General features: G+C 70.7%; 18 protein-coding genes. 9 read left to right on the top strand and 9 right to left on the bottom strand.

Annotation, left to right across the window (positions count from 1 at the left end):
- Window positions 1-42 precede the first annotated feature (42 nt).
- From RGI145_RS18435 to RGI145_RS18425, 3 genes are all read left to right on the top strand, one after another.
- The gene (locus tag RGI145_RS18435; protein ID WP_075799522.1) at window positions 43-894 is read left to right on the top strand and encodes a MurR/RpiR family transcriptional regulator; all 852 of its coding nucleotides are present in this window, start codon (window positions 43-45) and stop codon (window positions 892-894) included.
- A 205-nt stretch (window positions 895-1,099) separates the two neighbouring features.
- Entirely contained in the window at window positions 1,100-2,035 is a 936-nt protein-coding gene (rocF, locus tag RGI145_RS18430) for an arginase (RefSeq protein ID WP_335740087.1), read from the top strand.
- 2 nt (window positions 2,036-2,037) lie between these two features.
- Window positions 2,038-3,078, top strand: a complete 1,041-nt coding sequence (locus RGI145_RS18425; RefSeq protein WP_075799520.1) for an ornithine cyclodeaminase — start codon at window positions 2,038-2,040, stop codon at window positions 3,076-3,078.
- A 15-nt stretch (window positions 3,079-3,093) separates the two neighbouring features.
- On the opposite strand, the gene RGI145_RS18420 is transcribed toward RGI145_RS18425, so the two are convergent.
- Window positions 3,094-3,984 (bottom strand): helix-turn-helix domain-containing protein, encoded by an 891-nt coding sequence (locus RGI145_RS18420; protein WP_075799519.1) that lies wholly within the window; start codon window positions 3,982-3,984, stop codon window positions 3,094-3,096.
- Window positions 3,985-4,351: 367 nt separating this feature from the next.
- On the opposite strand from RGI145_RS18420, the gene RGI145_RS18415 reads away from it, so the two are divergent.
- From RGI145_RS18415 to RGI145_RS18390, 6 genes are all read left to right on the top strand, one after another.
- Entirely contained in the window at window positions 4,352-6,127 is a 1,776-nt protein-coding gene (locus tag RGI145_RS18415; protein ID WP_075799518.1) for an FAD-dependent oxidoreductase, read from the top strand.
- A 53-nt stretch (window positions 6,128-6,180) separates the two neighbouring features.
- Window positions 6,181-7,419, top strand: coding sequence for an ABC transporter substrate-binding protein (locus RGI145_RS18410; protein WP_075799517.1), 1,239 nt, complete (start codon window positions 6,181-6,183; stop codon window positions 7,417-7,419).
- A gap of 21 nt (window positions 7,420-7,440) precedes the next feature.
- Window positions 7,441-7,773, top strand: a complete 333-nt coding sequence (locus RGI145_RS18405; RefSeq protein ID WP_075799516.1) for an NIPSNAP family protein — start codon at window positions 7,441-7,443, stop codon at window positions 7,771-7,773.
- A 13-nt stretch (window positions 7,774-7,786) separates the two neighbouring features.
- Window positions 7,787-8,623: an SDR family NAD(P)-dependent oxidoreductase gene (locus RGI145_RS18400; RefSeq protein ID WP_075799515.1), complete on the top strand. Its 837-nt coding sequence runs from the start codon at window positions 7,787-7,789 to the stop codon at window positions 8,621-8,623.
- Window positions 8,620-9,396 carry a glucose 1-dehydrogenase gene (locus tag RGI145_RS18395; RefSeq protein ID WP_075799514.1) on the top strand — a complete coding sequence of 259 codons (777 nt, stop codon included), beginning with the start codon at window positions 8,620-8,622 and terminating at the stop codon, window positions 9,394-9,396. The genes RGI145_RS18400 and RGI145_RS18395 overlap by 4 nt, the downstream gene beginning before the upstream one ends.
- A gap of 368 nt (window positions 9,397-9,764) precedes the next feature.
- A complete protein-coding gene (locus RGI145_RS18390; protein ID WP_237183128.1) occupies window positions 9,765-11,846 on the top strand; it encodes a putative bifunctional diguanylate cyclase/phosphodiesterase in 2,082 nt (693 codons plus the stop codon).
- A gap of 63 nt (window positions 11,847-11,909) precedes the next feature.
- Here RGI145_RS18390 and mnhG read toward each other — a convergent pair whose 3' ends face one another.
- The 8 genes from mnhG to RGI145_RS18350 form a co-directional block, all read right to left on the bottom strand.
- The gene (gene mnhG, locus RGI145_RS18385; protein WP_075799512.1) at window positions 11,910-12,260 is read right to left on the bottom strand and encodes a monovalent cation/H(+) antiporter subunit G; all 351 of its coding nucleotides are present in this window, start codon (window positions 12,258-12,260) and stop codon (window positions 11,910-11,912) included.
- Window positions 12,257-12,538 carry an MrpF/PhaF family protein gene (locus RGI145_RS18380; protein WP_019461397.1) on the bottom strand — a complete coding sequence of 94 codons (282 nt, stop codon included), beginning with the start codon at window positions 12,536-12,538 and terminating at the stop codon, window positions 12,257-12,259. Before RGI145_RS18380 ends, mnhG begins: the two co-directional genes overlap by 4 nt.
- Window positions 12,535-12,885: a Na+/H+ antiporter subunit E gene (locus tag RGI145_RS18375; RefSeq protein WP_075799511.1), complete on the bottom strand. Its 351-nt coding sequence runs from the start codon at window positions 12,883-12,885 to the stop codon at window positions 12,535-12,537. Before RGI145_RS18375 ends, RGI145_RS18380 begins: the two co-directional genes overlap by 4 nt.
- Window positions 12,882-14,396, bottom strand: a complete 1,515-nt coding sequence (locus RGI145_RS18370) for a proton-conducting transporter transmembrane domain-containing protein (RefSeq protein WP_075800190.1) — start codon at window positions 14,394-14,396, stop codon at window positions 12,882-12,884. Before RGI145_RS18370 ends, RGI145_RS18375 begins: the two co-directional genes overlap by 4 nt.
- Window positions 14,386-14,769, bottom strand: coding sequence for a sodium:proton antiporter (locus RGI145_RS18365; RefSeq protein WP_075799510.1), 384 nt, complete (start codon window positions 14,767-14,769; stop codon window positions 14,386-14,388). Before RGI145_RS18365 ends, RGI145_RS18370 begins: the two co-directional genes overlap by 11 nt.
- On the bottom strand, window positions 14,766-17,495 hold the full coding sequence (gene mbhE / locus RGI145_RS18360; RefSeq protein ID WP_075799509.1) for a hydrogen gas-evolving membrane-bound hydrogenase subunit E: 2,730 nt from the start codon (window positions 17,493-17,495) through the stop codon (window positions 14,766-14,768). Before mbhE ends, RGI145_RS18365 begins: the two co-directional genes overlap by 4 nt.
- A gap of 150 nt (window positions 17,496-17,645) precedes the next feature.
- A complete protein-coding gene (locus RGI145_RS18355) occupies window positions 17,646-18,353 on the bottom strand; it encodes a TetR/AcrR family transcriptional regulator (protein WP_075799508.1) in 708 nt (235 codons plus the stop codon).
- Between the two features lie 22 nt (window positions 18,354-18,375).
- On the bottom strand, window positions 18,376-19,329 hold the full coding sequence (locus RGI145_RS18350) for a LysR family transcriptional regulator (RefSeq protein ID WP_075799507.1): 954 nt from the start codon (window positions 19,327-19,329) through the stop codon (window positions 18,376-18,378).
- Window positions 19,330-19,465 lie beyond the last annotated feature (136 nt).

Below are 19,465 nucleotides of genomic sequence, written 5' to 3'. Positions count from 1 at the left end.
CATTGTCAATGTATTTGAAATTCAGATTTCTTCGGGGGCGCTATGCAGGCCCAGGCACTCGGCGACCAGGAACTCGGTGACAGGATCCGTTCGCTTTATCCCGGCCTGACGCCGGGAGAGCGCCGGCTGGCGGAGACGATGCTGGAGATCGGCAGCGACCTGCCGGCGCGGACAGCGGCGGAGATCGCGGCCCAGGCCGGCACCTCCCAGGCCACGGCCGCCCGCTTCTTCCGCCGCCTGGGCTACGAGAGCTGGGCGGACCTGCGGCAGCAGGCGCGCCGTGCCAGCGGCGCCTCGCCCTTCGAGGCACTGGTGGAATCCGGTGGCCGCGGCGCCGATCTCGGCCGGCACCTGGCGCAGGAGGTCGAGAACCTCACCCGCAGCTTCGGGGCGATCCCGCCAGAGGCCTTCGAGGAGGCGTCCCGCCTGCTCTCCGGCGCCCGGCGCATCCTCGTCCTGGGCTTCCGGACCTCGCAGACCCTGGCGCTGCATGCGCGGGCGCTGCTGCTGCACCTGCATCCCAGGGTGCAGGTGCTGCCGCAGACGGGGATGACCCTGGCCGAGGAAGGCGCGACCCTCGGCGACGGGGATGTCCTGCTGGCCATCGGTTTCCGCCGCCGCCCGGCGAGGCTGGAGGCCTTCCTGGAACTGGCGGTGGAACGGGGCGTGCCGGTGGTGCTGCTGTCCGATCCGGCGGCCGCGGTGGCGATGCGCCTCGCCACGGTCAGCCTGCCGGCGCAGATCCGGGGCACCGGCCCCTTCGACAGCTATGTCGCGGGGCTGAGCGTGTTGTCGCACCTGGCGGCGCGCGTCGCCGAGGCGGGGGGCGAGGCGGTGCGCGACCGGCTGGCCGCCATCGAGGCCCTGCACGAGCGGCTCGACAGCTTCGGCTGAAGGCGCCGGGCGTGGTCCCGCGCCTGTCACGGATTCTTCACCGCGAACCCATCCCGTCATCGGGCGCGAATGGCAATCTGTCCGGCGGGTCCTGTCATTCTGTACGGGCGATCCGGCCATTCCGACAGGCTGCGAGGTTCGATCCGCCAGCGCGATCGCCTAAGCACGGTCCGTACAGACCATGATTCAGGCGAGTGGAACGGGCGTGACGGATTCGAGCAGGATTTGCGTTCTGACGGGCGCGGCGGTCGATGAGGGCGCCAGCCGCCCCGGCTGCGAGATGGGCCCCAGCGCCTTCCGCGTCGCCGGCATCGCCGGGACCCTGGCGGAGCTGGGCTATGCCGTGCGCGACAACGGCAACCTCGTGCCGCCCGTCGTCGCGGTGGAGCCGCATCCCAACCCGGCCATCCGCCACCTGCCGGAGATCGCGGCCTGGACGGCGGCGCTGGACGAGGCGGCCTTCGCGGCGGGCGGCGAGGGCTTCGCGGTCTTCCTGGGCGGGGACCACAGCCTGTCCGCCGGCACCATTGCTGGCATGAGCCGCCGCGCCGCCGCGGAGGGGCGCCCGCTCTTCGTGCTGTGGCTCGACGCGCATCCGGATTTCCACACGCTGGACAGCACGGTCAGCGGCAACCTGCATGGCGTCGGCATGGCCTATGCCACGGGGCGGCCGGGCTTCGCGGGGCATATGCCGCCGCTGCGGGTGCCGGTCGATCCGCGCAACGTCTGCATGATCGGCCTGCGCAGCGTCGATCCGGCGGAGCGCGTGGCGCTGCGCGAGGGTGGCGTCACGGTGCACGACATGCGCGCCCTTGACGAATCGGGCGTGGCGGCGCCGCTGCGCGCCTTCCTGGAGCGTGTCGGGGCGGCGAACGGCATCTTGCATGTCAGCCTGGATGTCGATTTCCTCGACCCCTCCATCGCGCCCGCCGTGGGCACCACCGTGCCCGGCGGCGCCACCTTCCGCGAGGCGCACCTGATCATGGAGATGGTCCATGACAGCGGCCTGGCGCGCAGCCTCGACCTCGTGGAGCTGAACCCCTTCCTCGACGAGCGCGGGCGCACCGCGCTGCTGATGGTCGATCTCGCCGCCAGCCTGCTGGGCCGCAGCATCTTCGATCGCCCCACACGGAGCTTCTGACCATGCCGGACAGGCTCAACATCGTCCCCTTCGTCAGCGTGGACAACATGATGAAGCTGGTGCTCGCCACCGGCATCGAGCGGTTCCTGACCGAGCTGGCCGCGGCGATCGAGGAGGATTTCCGGCGCTGGGAGCTGTTCGACAAGACGCCGCGCATCGCCTCCCACAGCGCGGAGGGGGTGATCGAGCTGATGCCCACCAGCGACGGCACCACCTATGGCTTCAAGTATGTCAACGGCCATCCCAGGAACACGCGCCAGGGGCGGCAGACCGTCACCGCCTTCGGCGTGCTGGCGGATGTCGGCAACGGCTATCCGATGCTGCTGACGGAGATGACCATCCTCACCGCGCTGCGCACCGCCGCCACCTCGGCCCTCGCCGCGAAATACCTGGCGCCGAAGGAGGCGCGGGTGATGGCGGTGATCGGCAACGGCGCGCAGGCGGAGTTCCAGGCCCTGGCCTTCCGGACCATGCTGGGCATCGACCGGCTTCGCCTCCACGACATCGACCGCGCCGCCACGGAGAAATGCATCCACAACCTCGCGGGCTTCGGCTTCGACATCACCGCCTGCGGCAGCGCGGCGGAGGCGGTGCAGGGTGCGCAGATCGTCACGACCGTGACGGCGGACAAGCAGAACGCCACCATCCTGACGGACAACCTCGTCGGACGCGGCATCCACATCAACGGCGTCGGCGGCGACTGCCCGGGCAAGACCGAGCTGCATCCCGACATCCTGCTGCGCTCCGACATCTTCGTGGAGTACCCGCCGCAGACGCGCATCGAGGGCGAGATCCAGCAGCTCCCCCCCGACCATCCGGTGACGGAGCTCTGGCAGGTGATCGCGGGCCGTGCCGAGGGCCGGCGTGGCGCCGACCAGATCACCCTCTTCGATTCCGTCGGCTTCGCCATCGAGGACTTCTCGGCCCTGCGTTATGTCCGCGCGCGGATCGAGGGTACGGGATTCTTCGAGGAGCTCGACCTCCTGGCCGATCCGGACGAGCCGCGCGACCTCTTCGGCATGCTGCTGCGCGCGCAGGGATAGGGCCGCGAGGCGGCTTCAGATTTCCGGCATCTGCGCGGTGCGGAAGGCGCTGGGCGAGCGCCCGGCGTGGCGGTGGAAGAAGCGCGAGAAATAGGCCGGGTCCTCGAAGCCGAGCTCGGCACCGATCTCGCTGACCGAAAGGCCCGTGTAGAGCAGGTAGCGCTGGGCCTCCAGCATGACGCGGCGCTGGATCAACGCCTTGGGCGTGTCGCCCAGCCGGCGGCGGCAGGCGGCCAGCAACCGGTCCTCGGTCACATGCAGCTTGGCGGCATAGGCGGCAACCGGCGCGGCGCTGCGGAAATCCTCCTCCACCAGGGCGCGGAAACGGTCCAGCAGCCCGTCATCCGCGCTGCGCGTGGTGCCCTGCACCTCGCTGCGCTCTATCGCCTGCCGCACGCAGAGCACCAGCAGCCGCAGCAGGCCCGCCTCGATCGCCAGGGAGCGCGCCGGGGCGGACCAGCGGAATTCCCGTGACAACTCGGTGAAGGTCTCCGACAGCGCCCGCCGCGCCGGCCCGGGCAGGTCGCACAGGCAGGCCGGATGCCGCAGCAGGGCGGCGACGGAGGGATCGCCCCGCGTCACCTCGGCCACCAGCGCATCGGCCACCGTCATCACCCAGCCATCCGTTTGCGGCCGGAAGTCGAAGGCGTGGACCACCCCGGCCGGCACCACCACCAGCGCCGCCGGCTCGATGCCGGAACGGGTCGCCTCGGCCCGCATATGGCCGCCGCCGACCTCGACGAGCAGGATCTGGTGCAGGCCGGAATGGGCATGCGGGGCGATGGTCCAGCCATGCGCGCCGCTGCGCTCGTGGATCATCTCCAGGTGCAGGAAGCGGACCTCGCTGCCTTCCAGCCTTTCGCCATAGAGAGCGAAGCGCTCGATGTCCGGGGTCTTCGCCCCCATGGCCTTCCTCCCACTTCCTTCCCGGCGCGCCGCACCGCCGCCGGAGAAGGGCCGGGAAAAGTGCAAGCATGACCGGGTTGTGTCCATGGATGACGGACAGCCGCCTCCGCTAGCTTCCGGATCAGGCAAGCGCCCCGATGGCCCCCTGGCCAGGACGAAGGCGCGGTTCAGGAGGAACGAACGCCATGCCCCCCGGCCCACCCGGCTAGAAGCCCCCGCCCCACGACGCGGAGCCGTCTCTTCCGGCCCGTCCTGCCCGGCACCCCTTTCCGCCCGCCGCCCTTCCGCCCATCCCGCGATGTGGTGGGACCGGTGATCGCCCCTGCACGGCCGCCCCGCGTGGCCCAAGGCCAGGAACGCCCTTGCCATGTCCTCTTCCCGCGAAACCTCCTCCCCGCAGCGCAGCGTCGAATGCGACGTCCTGGTGATCGGCGCCGGTGCCGGCGGGCTTTCCACCGCCGTCACGGCGCGCAAGCTCGGCCTCGACGTGCTGGTGGTGGAGAAGGAGCCTTTCTTCGGCGGCACCATGGCCTTCTCCGGCGGCGTGCTCTGGATCCCCGGCAACCCGCAGGCGAAGGCGCGCGGCATCGCGGACACGAAGGAGGCAGCGCGTACCTATCTGCGCCACGAGGCGGGCAACCGTTTCGACGCGGAGAAGGCCGAGGTCTTCCTGGAGAACGGGCCGCGCATGATCGAGTTCTTCGGCGAGGACACTGAGGTCCGCTTCGTCGCCACCGACTATCCAGACTACCACCCCGATGTGGAGGGCGGCGTGGCGGTGGGCCGCTCCGTGGTGGCCGCGCCCTATGACGCGCGCCGCCTCGGCAAGGAACTGGCCCGTCTGCGGCCGCCGCTGCGCACGATTACCTTCCTCGGCATGATGTTCAACTCCTCGAACGCGGACCTGAAGCACTTCTTCAACGTCACGCGTTCGCCCGTTTCCGCCGCCTATGTGGCGAAGCGGCTCGCCAGCCACTTCAAGGACCTCGCCACCCATCGCCGCGGCGTGCAGCTCACCGCCGGCAACGCGCTGGCGGCCCGTCTGGCGAAGTCGGCGCTCGACCTCGGCATCCCGATCTGGACGGACAGCCCGGCGCGCGAGCTGCTGCGCGAGGGCGGGCGCGTCACCGGCGCGGTGGTGCAGGGCGCGGAAGGGCCGGTGCGCGTGCTGGCGCGGCGCGGCGTGGTGCTGGCCGCGGGCGGCTATCCGCGCAACCCGGAACGCACCGGGGAGGAGTTCCGCCATGTGAAGCGCGGCGGCGAGCATGTCTCGCCCGCGCCGCCGGGCAATACCGGCGACGGCGCGCGCCTGGCCGGGACGGTGGGCGCCGGGATGGTCACCGACTATCCCGAGGCCGCCGCCTGGATTCCCGTCTCCAAGGTGCCGCTCGGCGGCGGCAGGACCGGCGTCTTCCCGCATCTGGTGGACCGCTACAAGCCCGGCATCATCGCGGTGAACCGCCACGGACAGCGCTTCTGCAACGAGTCCAACAGCTACCACGATGTCGGCGCCGCCATGCAGCGCACCTGCGAGGGCGAGCGCGAGACCGCGGCATGGCTGATCGCCGACCATGCCACGATCCGCAAGTACGGGCTGGGCTTCGCCAAGCCGGCGCCGATGCCGCTCTCCCTCTACACGCGCAGCGGCTATCTCCTGAAGGGCGCGACGCTCGCCGAACTGGCGCACAAGGCCGGCATCGACGCGGCCGGGCTGGAGGAAACGGTGCGCCGCTACAACACCGCCGCCGAGCGTGGCGAGGACCCGGAATTCCACCGCGGCAGCACGGCCTTCAACCGCTTCCTCGGCGATCCCGCGCACAAGCCGAACCCGAACGTGGCGCCGGTGAAGCGCGGCCCCTTCTACGCGGTGAAGCTGTATGTCGGCGACCTCGGCACCTTCAACGGCATCCGCACCGATGCCGCCTGCCGCGTGCTGGGCGAGGAAGGGCGGCCGGTCCCCGGCCTCTACGCGCTGGGCAACGACGCGGCCAGCATCATGGGCGGCAACTATCCCGGCGCGGGCATCACCCTCGGGCCGCACCTGACCTTCGGCTACGTGCTGGGCCACCACCTGGCGGGGCGCGACGTGGCACCGGCGGAGGCTGCCCGCCCGGGGCGGGAAACGGCCGGCGCCGTGCACTGAGCGGCGCCGGAGGCAGCAACGACAACCACGACAAGAACAGGGAAACGGACAAGATGCAGTGGAACAGGCGTGACATCCTGGCCTCCGGCCTCGCGGCGGCCGCCATGCTGGCGGCGGGGCCATCCCGCGCGCAGGCGGCCAGCACGATCCGGGTCGGCCACATCACCGACATGTCGGGCGTCTATCGCGACGTGGAGGGCCCCACCAGCGTCGCCTGCGCGCAGCAGGCGATCGACGAGTTCACCGCGCAGAACCCGGGGATCCGCGTCGAGCTTCTGGTGGCCGACCACCAGAACAAGGCCGATATCGGCCTTTCCATCATCCGCCAGTGGTTCGACCAGGGTGGCGTGGACGTGCTGACCAATGTCGGCAACAGCTCCGTGGCGCTGGGCGCCAAGGATCTGGTGGAGGCGCGCGACAAGGTCTCCATCGTCACCTCCGCCGGCAGTTCCGACCTGACCGGCAAGGCCTGTTCCGCCAACACGCTGCACTGGTCCTGGGATTCCTGGTGCCTGGCGCATTCCACCGCCACCAGCCTGGTGAAGACCGGCGGCGACAAGTGGTTCTTCGTCACCGCCGACTATGCCTTCGGCCATGCCGCGCAGGCGGATGCGACGCGCTTCGTCGAGGGCGCGGGCGGCAAGGTGCTGGGCTCCGTGCGCTATCCCTATGGCAGCACCACGGACTTCACCTCCTTCCTGCTGCAGGCGCGGCGCAGCGGCGCCAATGTCATCGCCTTCGCCAATTCCGGCACGGACCTGATCAACTGCCTGAAGCAGGCGCAGGAATTCGGCCTGTCGCGCGGCGGCGTGCGCATGGCGGCGATGGTCGGCTACGTCACCGACGTGCTCGGCATGGGGCTGCCGGTGGCCAAGGGGCTGACGCTCACCGAGACCTTCTACTGGGACCTGAACGACCGCACCCGCGCCTTCATGGAGCGTATCCGGCCGAAGCTGCCCGCCGGCACCTTCCCGAACATGAGCCAGGCGGGGGACTATTCCGGCCTGCTGCACTACCTCAAGGCGGTGAAGGAACTTGGCGTCGAGAAGGCCAAGGCCTCCGGCCGCGAGACCGTGGCGATGATGAAGCGCCTGCCCACCGACGACGACGCCTTCGGCCCCGGCAGCATCCGCGCCGACGGGCGCAAGATCCACCCGGCCTATCTCTTCCAGGTGAAGCCGCCCGAGGAAAGCCGGCAGGTGGGCGACATCTACAAGCTGGTCTCCACCGTCGGCGCGGAGGAGGCCTTCCGCCCCATCGCCGATGGCGGCTGCCCCATCACCCGTAGCTGAAGCACGAGAAGGAGCCCGCCCATGACGGACAGCAAGCCGCTGGTCGATCTGCGCACCTACACCATCCGCCTGCGCCGCATGGGCGAGTTCCTGGAGGTCTTCGACCGCCTCGCCATGCCGGTGCAGCTCCGCTACCTGGGCCGGCCGCTGGGCATCTTCACCAGCGCCGTCGGGCCGCTGAACCAGGTGGTGCATCTCTGGGGCTTCGACGACATGGGCGAGTTCCAGCGCCGCCATGCCGAGCGCGACCGGGACCCCGACTGGCCCGCCTATCTCAAGGCCTCGGCCGACCTGATCGTGGCGCAGGAGAACCGGCTGATCCTGCGCGCCAACATGCCCTCCCTGGCCGGTTGAGGAACACGCTGCCATGACGCAGATGAGCTGGCTCGGCCTGGAAGGCCGGACCTGCGTGGTGACCGGCGCGGGCGGCGGCCTGGGCCGCGCCATCGCCCTGGGCTTCGCCGCGGCGGGCGCGCGGCTGGTGCTGCTGGACCGCACGGCGGAGGCCATGGCGGGCACCCTCTCGGCGGCCCGTGCCCTGGGCGCCCCGCTTGGCGCCGCGCCGCTGGCCCTGGCCTGCGACGTCTCGGACCCGGAGAGCGTGACCGGCGCGGCGCGCGCCGGCGAGGAGGCCTTCGGCCCCGCCCATGTGCTGGTGAACAACGCCGCCCTGCTGCGCCCCGGCCCGCTGGAGGACCTGACGCTGGCCGCCTGGAACGCGCTGCTCGCGGTGAACCTGACCGGCTACTTCCTCTGCTCCCAGGCCTTCGGGGCGCAGATGCGGCGGGCGGGGCGCGGCGCGCTGGTGCATGTCGCCTCCATCGCCGCCGGCCATGCCCAGGGCTTCAGCGGCGCCTACAGCGTCAGCAAGGCCGGGGCGGTGATGCTGTCGCGGCAGATCGCCACCGAATGGGGCCCCGCCGGCATCCGCAGCAACGTGGTCAGCCCCGGCATGGTGGTGACGCCGCTCAGCCAGGGATTCTACGACACGCCGGGCGTGACGGAGCGGCGCAATGCCGTGGTGCCGGTGGGGCGGATCGGCCAGCCGGAGGATATCCGCGATGCCGTGCTCTTCCTGGCCAGTGACCGCGCCGCCTATGTCAGCGGCGACGAGATCGTGGTCGATGGCGGCTTCACCCGCGGCATCATGAACCTGATCCCCCGCCCGGGCTTCGAGAAGCCGGGCGAGGCCCGGCCGGCATGAGCGCCGACCGCAAGCCCGTCGCCCTGGTCACCGGTGCGGCGGATGGCATCGGCTGGGCCATCGCCCGCCGCTTCGCCGCCGCCGGCTGCCGCGTCGCCCTGGCCGATCTGGCGGAAGAGCGGGTCCGGGAACGCGCCTGGGAGCTCGGCCGCGAGCATCTCGCCCTGGCCGCCGATGTCGCCGAGGAGGCAGCGGTGGTCCGCATGGTCGGCGGCACGCTGGAACATTTCGGGCGGCTGGACATGCTGGTGAACAATGCCGGCATCGGCGACCCGCAGCGCCCGACCCTGGAGCAGGATGCCGCGACCTTCGACCGTATCCTGGCGGTGCATCTGAGGGGCACCTTCACCGCTTCCCGCGAGGCGGCGCGGGCAATGGCGGAATCGGGCGGCGGCGCCATCCTGAACCTCGCCTCCATCGCCGGTCTGACCGGCCTGCCCCGCCGCAATGCCTATGGCGCGGCCAAGGCGGGCATCGTCGCCATGACGCGCGGCATGGCCTGCGAATGGGCGGGGCAGGGCATCCGGGTCAACGCCATCGTCCCCGGCTATGTCCGCACCGCCCTGGTCGCGAAGTTGGAGGCCGAGGGGCGGCTCGACGGGGCGCGCATCCGCCGCCGCATCCCCATGGGCCGCCTGGCCGAGCCGGAGGAACTGGCCGAGGCCGCCTGGTTCCTCTGCTCGCCGGCCGCCTCCTATGTCACCGGGACGGTCCTGAGCGTCGATGGCGGCTGGATGGCCTTTGGCGATTCCGGGGATGCCTCGGCGGGCTGAGGCCTGCCATCCGGCGGGGACAGCGGCTTCCGCCTCTGTCACGGACCTTTCCGTGCCGTGAGAAACGGGCGGATGGAACGAAAAACCCGCCATGAATCCGGTCCTGATATGACCCGGGCCATGGACATCGCGGGTGCGACAGCCACAGGATGTCCATCAGGCGACGTCCCGCTGCCTTTCGTGCCGGGGTGGTGAACACGGCAATTTTAAGTTGAGTTCATTGCAGTTTTTCACTATGAAACAAAAGCATCCAGCACGATACACGTCACTCGGGTCGATCTGGATTGAGGTCCAGATGTGGATGTATTTGGCCGATGCCAGTCATTGCGATTGTCGATGATCAGAATACGAATCGGCAAGTTTTTACAATGTTGGCCAAGTCGGTCACGCGGGACACGACGGCGGAGGCTTTCGCCGACCCCAATGCTGCCCTGGCCTGGATCGCGCACCACCGCCCCGATCTGATCATCACCGATTATCGCATGCCCGGCATGGACGGGGCCGACTTCACCCGGTCCGTGCGTGCCATCGCCGGCTGTGCCGCGACGCCTATCCTTGTCATCACCGCTTATGACGACCCGAATTTCCGCATCCGGGCGCTGGAGGCCGGGGCGACCGGCTTCCTGCAGACGCCGATCAAGCACGCCGAGTTCCAGAACCAGGTCCGCGACCTGCTGGACGCCGCGCGCCACCCCTTCCCGCCGCCCCCGGCCAACGACCAGATCCAGGGGGCCGTCAGGGCCCCGGGGAGGGCGCCGCAGCGGGCCGACCTGCTGGCCCAGGTCATCGACACGATGCCCGTGCTGGTCCACACCGCCGACCCGGAAGGCTATTGCCGCTTCGCCAATGCCGCCTATGCGCGCCATGTCGGCCGCGGCGTGGAGCAGTGCGTCGGGCTGCCGATGAAGGAGCTGACGGCGCGCGACCAGATCGAGCGCGACGTTCTGTTCGACCGCCTGGTCTTCGAGCGCGGCGCGCCGCTGCCGAGCTACGAGGAGAACTTCATCGACCGGGACGGCGTGCTGCGCACCCAGCTCACCACCAAGTCGCCGCTGCGCAACAGCATCGGGGAGGTGGTGAACGTGCTCACCACCTCCCTCGACATCACCGACCAGAAGAGCGCGCAGCGGCACCTGCACCACCTGGCCCGCCACGATGCCCTGACCGACCTGCCCAACCGCTCCCTGCTGGCACAGCGGATCGAGGAAGGGATCGAGCGCGCGGCGCGCTCCGGCCGCTTCTGCGCGCTGCACTTCCTCGACCTCGACCGCTTCAAGAACGTGAACGACTCGCTCGGCCACGATTTCGGCGACCAGCTCCTGATCACCGTCGCCCGCATCCTGCGCACGCATGTGGGAGAGCATGACACGGTGGCCCGCCTTGGCGGCGACGAGTTCGCCATCCTGCAGGAAGGCATCTCCGATCCGCGGGAGGCCGCGGCGCTGGCGGATTCGGTGGGCCAGGTCCTGGCGGCGCCGATCCAGGTGAGGGGGCATCAGGTCAACATCAGCGCCAGCATCGGCATCACCGTCTGCGGCCGCGATTCCTCCAACATCGACGAGCTGCTGAAGAACGCCGACCTCGCCATGTACCAGGCGAAGGCCGAGGGGCGCCACGGCTACCGCTTCTTCCGCCCGGACCTGCGGCTGCGGCTGGAACAGGCGCAGTCGCTGGAGGCGGGGATCCGGGAAGGCATCGCCGGCGGCCAGTTCGTCCTGCACTACCAGCCCCAGGTGAACCTGCATTCGGGGCAGGTGATCGGGCTGGAGGCCCTGCTGCGCTGGAACCGCCCCGGCCATGGCCTCTGCTCGCCCGCCGACTTCCTCAGCGCCGCGGAGGATGGCGGGCTGATCGTGCTGCTGACCGAATGGGTGCTGAACGAGACCTGCACCCAGATCCGGCGCTGGGAGGCGCAGGGCCTGCCGCCGCTGCGCGTCGCGATCAACGTCTCGCCCAACCAGTTCCGCCGGCAGGACGTGCATCGCCTGGTGATGCAGGCCACCCAGGCCGCCGGCATCGACCCGTCGCGGCTGGAGCTGGAGCTGACCGAGGGCGTGGTGATGGACCGCAGCGCCAGCACCGCCCAGACCCTCGATGCGCTCCGCCGCGATGGCGTCAGCGTCGCGCTGGACGATTTCGGCACCGGCTTCTCCTGCCTGGACTACCTGCGCCACTTCCGGGTCAACCGGATCAAGATCGACCGTTCCTTCATCCAGAACCTGCCGCAGAAGCGCGAGGACGCCGCCATCGTGCGCGCCATCATCGGCCTCGCCCGCGGCCTGGGCGTCACCACGGTGGCGGAAGGGGTGGAGAATCCGGAGATCCTCGACCGACTGCGCCAGGAAGGCTGCGACGAGGCGCAGGGCTTCTACCTGGGCCGCCCCCTGCCGGCCGACGAATGGGAAAGCTGGTTCCGCCGCCTGCCCTCGCTGCGCCACCCCCTGCTCTGACGGCTCCTCCGGAGGGTGGGGCAGCGCAACGCCGGGGCCGTGGGCCGCGGGCCCGCGGCCCGGTCAGCCGCGCAGCCGTTCCTCCAGCGGCGCCTTCTGCCGTTCCAGCACCTCCGCCAGCGGGTCCTCGCCCTTCAGCCCGCGCAGCGTCGCGCCGGACATGTAGGCGGCCCGGCCGAGGAGCTGCGCCGCGACCGGCAGGGTGAGCAGCAGGAAGAGGATCGTCAGCACGCCGGTCGGCAGCTTCACGGCGTCGCCTGCCAGCAGGGCACCGACCAGCACCAGCATGGTGCCCAGCGTGCCCGCCTTGGTGCCCGCATGCATGCGCTGGAAGGCATCGGGCAGACGCACCACGCCGATCGCGGCGATGCAGAGGAAGGCGGTGCCCAGGATCATCAGGCTGGCGGCGATCATCGCTGGCTTCCCTTGCGTTCCAGGAAGGCGGCGAAGGCGCAGGTGGCGACGAAGTTCACCAGCGCGATCACCAGCCCGACATCGAGGAAGGCGCTGCGCCCCGTCGCCAACGCTGTCATGGCGGCGAAGGCCACGGCGACGGCGGTGAGCATGTCCAGCGCCACGAAACGGTCGGCGAAGCCCGGCCCCGCGATCATGCGATAGGCGGCGAGGCCCAGCGGCAGCACCAGGACGAAGGCCAGCAGCCCGGCCAGGGTCTCGATCCCGTCCATGCTCATCGGCTTCCTTCCAGCATCAGGATCCAGCGCTCGTAGAGGCGCTTGAACTGCGCGATGACCTCCTCGTCCGTCCGCGCATCCAGCACATGCACGTAGAAGCGCCGCAGGTCGTCCGAGACGTGCAGGCAGGTGGAGCCCGGCGTCAGCGAGACGCAATAGGCGAAGAGCGCCACGCCCCAGCGCGTGCGCGCCTCCACCGGCACCACCACGATGGCCGGCAGCGGCTGCGCATAGGGCGACAGCACGATGCGCGCCACGGACAGGGAGGAGGCCAGCAGGTCCCACAGGAAGGTGACGATCAGGCAGAGCAGCGCCCAGAAGCGCAGGGGGAGGCGCGACAGGCTCATGCCCCGCCTCCCGCCGGCAACATCCCGGGCAGCATCCCGGGCAACATCCCCTGGGCCGCCTCGCGCGCGAAGGCGCTGAGCGGCTCCACCCCGATTCCCATGGCGAGGATCAGGAAGGCGAGGATGCCCATGGCCGCCAGCATGGCGGGCGGCACGCGGCGCGGTGCGCGGCCGCTGCCGGGCGCCTTCCAGAAGGCCTCCACCCAGATCTGGCTCATGGAATAGACGGTGATGAAGCCGGTCGCGAGCAGGATCAGCGCCAGCGCGGCGCCGCCCGACAGGAAGCCCGCCTGCGCCAGCACGAACTTGCCCCAGAAGCCGGAGAAGGGCGGAATCCCGGCCAGCGACAGGGCCGGGACGGCGAAATACACGGCCAGCATCGGCTGCCGCTTCATCAGCCCGCCGCAGCGGTTCAGGTCGGTGCTGCCATTGGCGCGGGCGATGGCCCCGGCGGCGAAGAACAGGCTCGTCGTCACCAGGATGGAATGCAGCATGTAGAGGATGGCGGCGGCGAGCCCCGCCAGGCTGGCCAGCGCCAGCCCCATCATCATCGTGCCGATCGAGGCGACGATCTGGAAGGCGAGGATCCGCCGCGTGTCCTCCTGCGCCATGGCGCCCAGCACGCCCAGCGCCATGGTCGCCGCCGCCAGCAGGCCCAGCATGGGCGCGAGGCCCGGGATGACCGGCGCCGTCCCCAGGCCGAAGACCAGCACCAGCACGCGCAGGCAGGCATAGAAGCCGACCTTGGTCAGCAGCCCCGCCATGCCCGCCAGCACCGTCATCGGCGCGGTGGGATAGGCCGCCGGCAGCCAGGAGAAGAAGGGAAAGAGCCCCGCCTTCAGCCCGAAGCCGGACAGCAGCAGGAAGGCCGAGGCCACCAGCGCCAGGCTCGGCGCCCGGCCGTTCAGGGCGCGGGACAGGTCGGCCATGTTCAGTGTCCCCGCCTCGCCGAACAGCAGCGCGATGCCGAGCAGCATGAAGGCCGCGCCCAGCATGCTCAACGCGGCATAGCGGATCGCCCCGTCGATCTGCGCCCGCCGCCGGTCGAGCACGGTAAGGCCCAGCGCCGTCACCAGCATCAGCTCGAACCAGACATAGAGGTTGAAGAGGTCGCCCGTCAGGAAGGCGCCGTTCACCGCCGCCAGCATGGCCAGGAACAGCGCGTCGAAGCCGGCGGCGCGGCGGCGCGGCCCGATATCCGCCCGGGCATAGATGGCCACCGTCAGCCCGACGATGCCGGTGAAGACGGACAGCATCGCCCCCAGCCGGTCGGCGGTGAAGCTCACCCCGAAGGAGCGTGGCCAGCCGCCGAAGCCGATCGTGAGCGGCCCGTTCTGCGACACCTCGGCCAGCAGGCCGAGCGAGGCGGCGAGCATCAGCCCGGTGGCGGTCTCCATCGTGGCGCGCTGCCAGTCCGGGCGGCGGCGCAGCACGGCGCAGAGCGCCGCGGCCAGCAGCGTGCCCACCACCGGCCAGAGCAGGAGGATGCCGGGAACGAGGTCAGCGCGCATCGGCATCCTCCTCCTCATCCTCGGGGAAAGGCGGCTCGGCGGCGGTGATCCGGGCGGCGTTGATCGTGCCCTCGCCCCGCCAAGCGCGCAGCACCAGCGACATCAGCACCACGGTCAGGGCGAAGCCGATCACGATGGCGGTCAGCACCAGCGCCTGGGGCAGGGGATCGGCGGACAGCCCCAGCACCCGCGCGCCATCGGGGATCAGCGGCGGCTGGTCCGAGCGCAGCCGCCCGGTCATGAACAGCACGAGGTTCACCGCGGTGGACAGCAGCGCCAGTCCCAGGGCCAGCCGCGCCAGGTTACGCGACAGCGCCATGTAGAGGCCGCACCCGGCCAGGGCGGCGGCCACGAAGGCGGTCAGCAGGTTCATCGCTCGGCCTCCCGCTGTAGCCCGAACAGGTAGGCCAGCACCCCGCCCAGCACCACGGAGAAGACGCCCAGGTCGAAAAGCAGCGTCGTGCCCTGCTTGATGGTCAGGCCGAGGAGATGGGCCTCGACCCAGATGTGCTTCAGGTAGCTGCCATGGGCGAGCAGGCCCGGCACGCCGCTCAGCACCGCCAGGCCCATCCCCAGCCCGACCAGCACCATCGGATGCAGCCGCAGCGCCGCCCGCGCCCGCTCCACGCCGCCTGCCAGGGCGAGCATCGCGAAGGCGAGCGCCGCCACCAGCCCGCCGACGAAGCCGCCGCCGGGCTGGTTGTGCCCGCGCAGCAGGATCATCACCGCCGCCACCAGCAGCAACGCGAAGAAGGCGCGGCTGGTGGCGGCCAGGATGAAGGCGGCCGGCCTGTCCCGCGCCGGGGCGGGATCGGCCTTCAGCAGCGACCACACCATCAGCGCCGACATGCCGATCACCACCGTCTCGCCCAGCGTGTCGAAGCCGCGGAAATCCACCAGGATCACGTTGACCACGTTCTGGCCGAAGGCGGCGACATAGCTCTGCGCGCCGTAGAAGGCGGAGACCGTGCCCTCCGCCGGCCCGGCCAGCATGTCGGCGGTCGCCAGGAAGACCAACGCGGCGAAGCAGCAGGACAGCAGGATGTCGTGCTGCCGCTCCGCCCGGTTGCGCGTCGCCGGGGCCGCGAGCGGCAACACCAGCAGCACGGCGGTCAGCAGCACGACGATCAGCGCCTCCACCGAGAACTGCGTCAGCGCCAGGTCCGGCGCGCCGTTGCGCAGGAAGACCAGCGCCACCGCCAGCCCCACCAGTCCCACCGCCACCAGGGCGGACAGCAGGGAGCGCGCGCGGGCAGCGGCAAAGCCCCCGGCCAGCCCGACCAGCAGGATGGCGGCGGTGGCCGGGTCGAAGCGACCGAATTCCGGCCAGCGCGGCACCGTGCCCGCCCGCACCGCGCCGAAGAGGCAGAGCCCCATGGCCGAGGCCGCCGCCAGCCAGAGATAGCGCCGCAGGTCGCCGTTCTGCACGAAGCGGGTGAGCCACCCGGCGAAGCCGACCAGCCCGCGCATCAGGGCGTCGTAGCCGATCTCGGCGGCATAGTGGTCGATGGGCTGCAGCGCCAGCAGCCAGGTGTGGATCGACCGCCAGAAGGTGACGATCACGGCACCGATCGCCACCACCACCAGGCTCAGCATCAGCATCGGCGTCAGCCCGTGCCAGAGCTCGACCTTCACCTCGACCGGCTGGCCGTAGATCGCCAGCACCGCCGGGTTCAGCACGTTGTCGCGCATCCATTCGGGCTCCAGGCTGATGGCGAGGCCGAGCAGCGACAGCAGCAGCGGCCCCAGCGTCAGCCCGACCGTCTCGCCATGCTTGACCTCGGTGATCTTGCCGTGCCCGAGGAAGAAGGGCCGCAGCGAGACCACCCCGGCCACGCCCACCATCACCGCGTTCACCAGCACCGCGATGGCCACCGGCACGGCGTCCCAGGAGCTCTGGATCTGTGCCTCGAACAGGAACTCCTTGGAGATGAAGCCGATGAAGGGCGGCAGCCCGGCCATGGAAAGGCTGGCCAGGCTGGCCGCCACCGCCGTCAGCGGCAGGAAGCGCACCAGCCCGCCCATCTGCCGCAGATGCGACTTGCCGGTGGCGTGGATGGCATTGCCCGCGCAGAAGAACAGCGCCGCCTTGTAGAGCGCGTGCGCCAGGATGAAGCCCACGGTCGCCACGCTGGCCATCGGCCCGTCCAGCCCGATCAGCATCACCAGGATGCCCAGCGAGGCGACGGTGGAATAGGCCAGCGCCGCCTTGAACCCCTGTGCCCGCAGCGCCTGCACCCCCGCCACCAGCATGGTCGCCGCGGCGAAGCCGATCAGGATGCTGCGCCCGCCCGGCACCTCGGCGAAGAACCCCTCGAACCGCGCCAGCAGATAGATGCCCAGCTTCACCATCGTGGCCGAATGCAGATAGGCCGAGGCCGGGGTCGGCGCCTGCATCGCGTTGGGCAGCCAGAAATGGAAGGGGAACTGCGCCGACTTGGTGAAGCCGCCGAGCAGCAGCCCAACCACGATCAGGGCGACCCAGGGGCTTCGTGCCAGCTCCTCCGCCCGGTCGCTGGCCCCCGAGAAGCTGAAGCTGCCCAGGGTGATCCCGATCAGCACGATGGCGCAGAGCAGCCCCAGCCCGCCGCCCACCGTCACCTGCAGCGATTGCAGCGCCGAGCGGCGCGAGGCCGGGCTCTTGCCGTCGAAGCCCACCAGCAGGAAGGACAGGATGCTGGTCGCCTCCCAGAACATGAAGAAGACCAGCAGGTTGTCCGACAGCACCGCCCCCAGCATGGCGGTCATGAAGAGCAGGATCAGGGTGAAGAAGCGCGCCCGGTCGCCTGGCGACTTCTCTGCCATGTAGGCCCCGGCATAGATCACCACCAGCGTGCCGATGCCGGTGATCAGCAGCGCGAAAAGGAAGGAGAAGCCGTCCAGCCGGAAGGCCAGCTCCACCCCCAGCGACGGCGCCCAGGGCAGCCGTGTCTCCGCCACGCCGCCCCCGGCGATCAACGGCGCGAAGCTCAGGAACATCCCGAAGAGCCCCGCCGGCAGCAGCGCCAGCCCCCAGCCGCCGGCGCGGCCGAGCAGGCGCGACACGGGCGCGGCCAGGCAGGCCCCGGCCAGGGCGATCAGCAGGATCAGCGGCAGCACGGCGGGCTCACCGGCGGCCGGGAAGGGAAGGGGCCAGGAACGGAGGGGCTGAGGTTTCGCGGGGCGGGCGGGCGAAAGATCATGCCGAAGAAGCTCCCTGGCTTGTGATGGGTTTCCGGGCCGGGCCGGTTTCCATGCCGCTCCGCCGCCTCATGGCGTGGAGCCGCCGCCCTCCGCACCGGCCCCATCTCCATCCCCGGCTCCGGGGGGCCGCAGCATGCCCAGCACGCCCTGCACCAGCATCTCCCGGTGCCGCGTCCGCAGCGCCTCCTCGCCCAGATCCTTGCCGAACAGGACCTCGATCGTGTGACGGTTGGCGGAGCGGAAGAAGCAGAAGCCGCTGATGAAGAGATGCACGTCGATGGCATCGACATCCCCGCGGAACAGCCCTTCGCGCCGCCCCCGCTCCAGGATGGAGCGCAGCGCGTCGATGATCGTGACGTTCAGGCCGCGGGCGCTGCGGGACTGGCGCAGGTACTGGCCGTGATGGATGTTCTCGATGGTGACGAGGCGGGTGAAGTCCGCATGGTCCCACTGGTAGTCGAAGGTGAACTCCACCATCCGGCGGATCGCCTGTTCCGGCGCCAGTGCCTCCAGCCGCAGCTCCCGCTCCACCGAGCGGATGTCGTCATAGGCGGCTTCCAGCACGGCGAGGTAGAGCCCCTCCTTGCTGCCGAAATAGTAGTAGATCATCCGCTTGGCGGTCTTGGTGCGCGCCGCGATGGCATCCACCCGCGCGCCCGTCAGCCCGTGCCGCGCGAATTCCTCGCGCGCCGCCTCCATGATCTCCCGCTTCGTGCGCTCCGGATCGTTCCGGCGGAAATGTGGCTCCGTCAATTCGCTCGTCGTGTCGGCCAAGGGGACGCTCCTGCGAATCCCTTCATACCCGCCCGGCATCGCCACGGCCAAATGCCGTGGCGCCCCGGCCCGCCTCCCCCTCGATGATCGCACGCCGCGCCGCGATGGCGTCGGCCAGGAAATCCGTCACGGCGCGGATGCGCGGCAGGTGCCGCAGGTCCGGATGGGTGAGCAGCCAGAGATCGGCGGCGAAATCCGGCTCCGGTGGTGCCAGGCGGCGCAGGCCCGGCCGGCCATCCCCCACGAAACAGGGCAGGTGCCCGATCCCCAGCCCCGATTCGACGGCATCGGCCAGGGCCAGCACCCCGTCGAACCGCGCCGCCAGCCGGGCCGCCGGCACGCGTTCCCGGGCGAAGCGCGTCACCTTCAGCGCGGCGAGGTTGTCGCCGAGGCAGACCCAGTCCCGTCCCATCGGATCGGCCTCCGGAACGGGCGCCGTGGCGGCGGCCTCGTAGAGCGCCCAGGCGATCCGCGCCACGCGGCGCCCGACCAGCGTGTCCGGCGGCGAATCGCCCGCCCGCAGCGCGACATCGGCATCCCGGCGCGACAGGTTGGCGGCGGCATTGCCGGTGACGAGGTCCAGCCGCACATCGGGGCAGGCGGCGCGGAAGCGCGCCAGCATCGGCATCAGCAGGTCGGCCAGCAGGCTGTCGCTGGTGGCCAGGCGCACCTCGCCGGCGGGGCCCGGCGCCTGCCCGGCGAGGCGGCGGGTGACGGTGGTGATGTCCTCCTCCACCCGCCCGGCCAGGGCGGCCATCTCCTCCCCCGCCGCCGTCGGGGCATAGCCGCCCCGGTGCCGCTCGAAGAGCGGATAGCCCAGCATCTCCTCGATCTGCCGCAGGCGGCGGAAGACGGTGGAATGCGCTACCCCGAGCCGCGCCGCCGCCGCCGGCAACGCCCGCGTTTCCGCCACCGCCTGGATCAGCCGGAAGTCGTCCCAGGCGAGGGCAGGGGTGGAGCGGGGAGCATCGGTCACGATGCGCCGCAGCCTCGCATCCCGTACGGCCCACCGGAAGGGGCGTGCCTTATCGCACGGTTCGCATTGCGTTGGTGCAATCCGTTTCCGGTGGAATGGATGCGACCATTGCCCATATGCAGGACCGACAGTGAAA

Source organism: Roseomonas gilardii (assembly GCF_001941945.1).
Classification (GTDB): domain Bacteria; phylum Pseudomonadota; class Alphaproteobacteria; order Acetobacterales; family Acetobacteraceae; genus Roseomonas.
The sequence above is the reverse complement of the archived record's forward strand: the minus strand, read 5'-3'. Positions and strand labels throughout refer to the sequence as shown.

Coding starts and splice junctions, on each gene's coding strand:
- RGI145_RS18435 (WP_075799522.1), top strand. CDS start 43: ATGCAGGCCCAGGCACTCGGCGACCAGGAACTCGGTGACAGGATCCGT.
- RGI145_RS18410 (WP_075799517.1), top strand. CDS start 6,181: ATGCAGTGGAACAGGCGTGACATCCTGGCCTCCGGCCTCGCGGCGGCC.
- RGI145_RS18420 (WP_075799519.1), bottom strand. CDS start 3,984: ATGGGGGCGAAGACCCCGGACATCGAGCGCTTCGCTCTCTATGGCGAA.
- RGI145_RS18370 (WP_075800190.1), bottom strand. CDS start 14,396: ATGCGCGCTGACCTCGTTCCCGGCATCCTCCTGCTCTGGCCGGTGGTG.
- RGI145_RS18365 (WP_075799510.1), bottom strand. CDS start 14,769: ATGAACCTGCTGACCGCCTTCGTGGCCGCCGCCCTGGCCGGGTGCGGC.
- RGI145_RS18400 (WP_075799515.1), top strand. CDS start 7,787: ATGACGCAGATGAGCTGGCTCGGCCTGGAAGGCCGGACCTGCGTGGTG.
- RGI145_RS18395 (WP_075799514.1), top strand. CDS start 8,620: ATGAGCGCCGACCGCAAGCCCGTCGCCCTGGTCACCGGTGCGGCGGAT.
- mnhG (WP_075799512.1), bottom strand. CDS start 12,260: ATGATCGCCGCCAGCCTGATGATCCTGGGCACCGCCTTCCTCTGCATC.
- RGI145_RS18390 (WP_237183128.1), top strand. CDS start 9,765: ATGTTGGCCAAGTCGGTCACGCGGGACACGACGGCGGAGGCTTTCGCC.
- RGI145_RS18405 (WP_075799516.1), top strand. CDS start 7,441: ATGACGGACAGCAAGCCGCTGGTCGATCTGCGCACCTACACCATCCGC.
- RGI145_RS18415 (WP_075799518.1), top strand. CDS start 4,352: ATGTCCTCTTCCCGCGAAACCTCCTCCCCGCAGCGCAGCGTCGAATGC.
- RGI145_RS18425 (WP_075799520.1), top strand. CDS start 2,038: ATGCCGGACAGGCTCAACATCGTCCCCTTCGTCAGCGTGGACAACATG.
- RGI145_RS18375 (WP_075799511.1), bottom strand. CDS start 12,885: ATGAGCCTGTCGCGCCTCCCCCTGCGCTTCTGGGCGCTGCTCTGCCTG.
- RGI145_RS18380 (WP_019461397.1), bottom strand. CDS start 12,538: ATGAGCATGGACGGGATCGAGACCCTGGCCGGGCTGCTGGCCTTCGTC.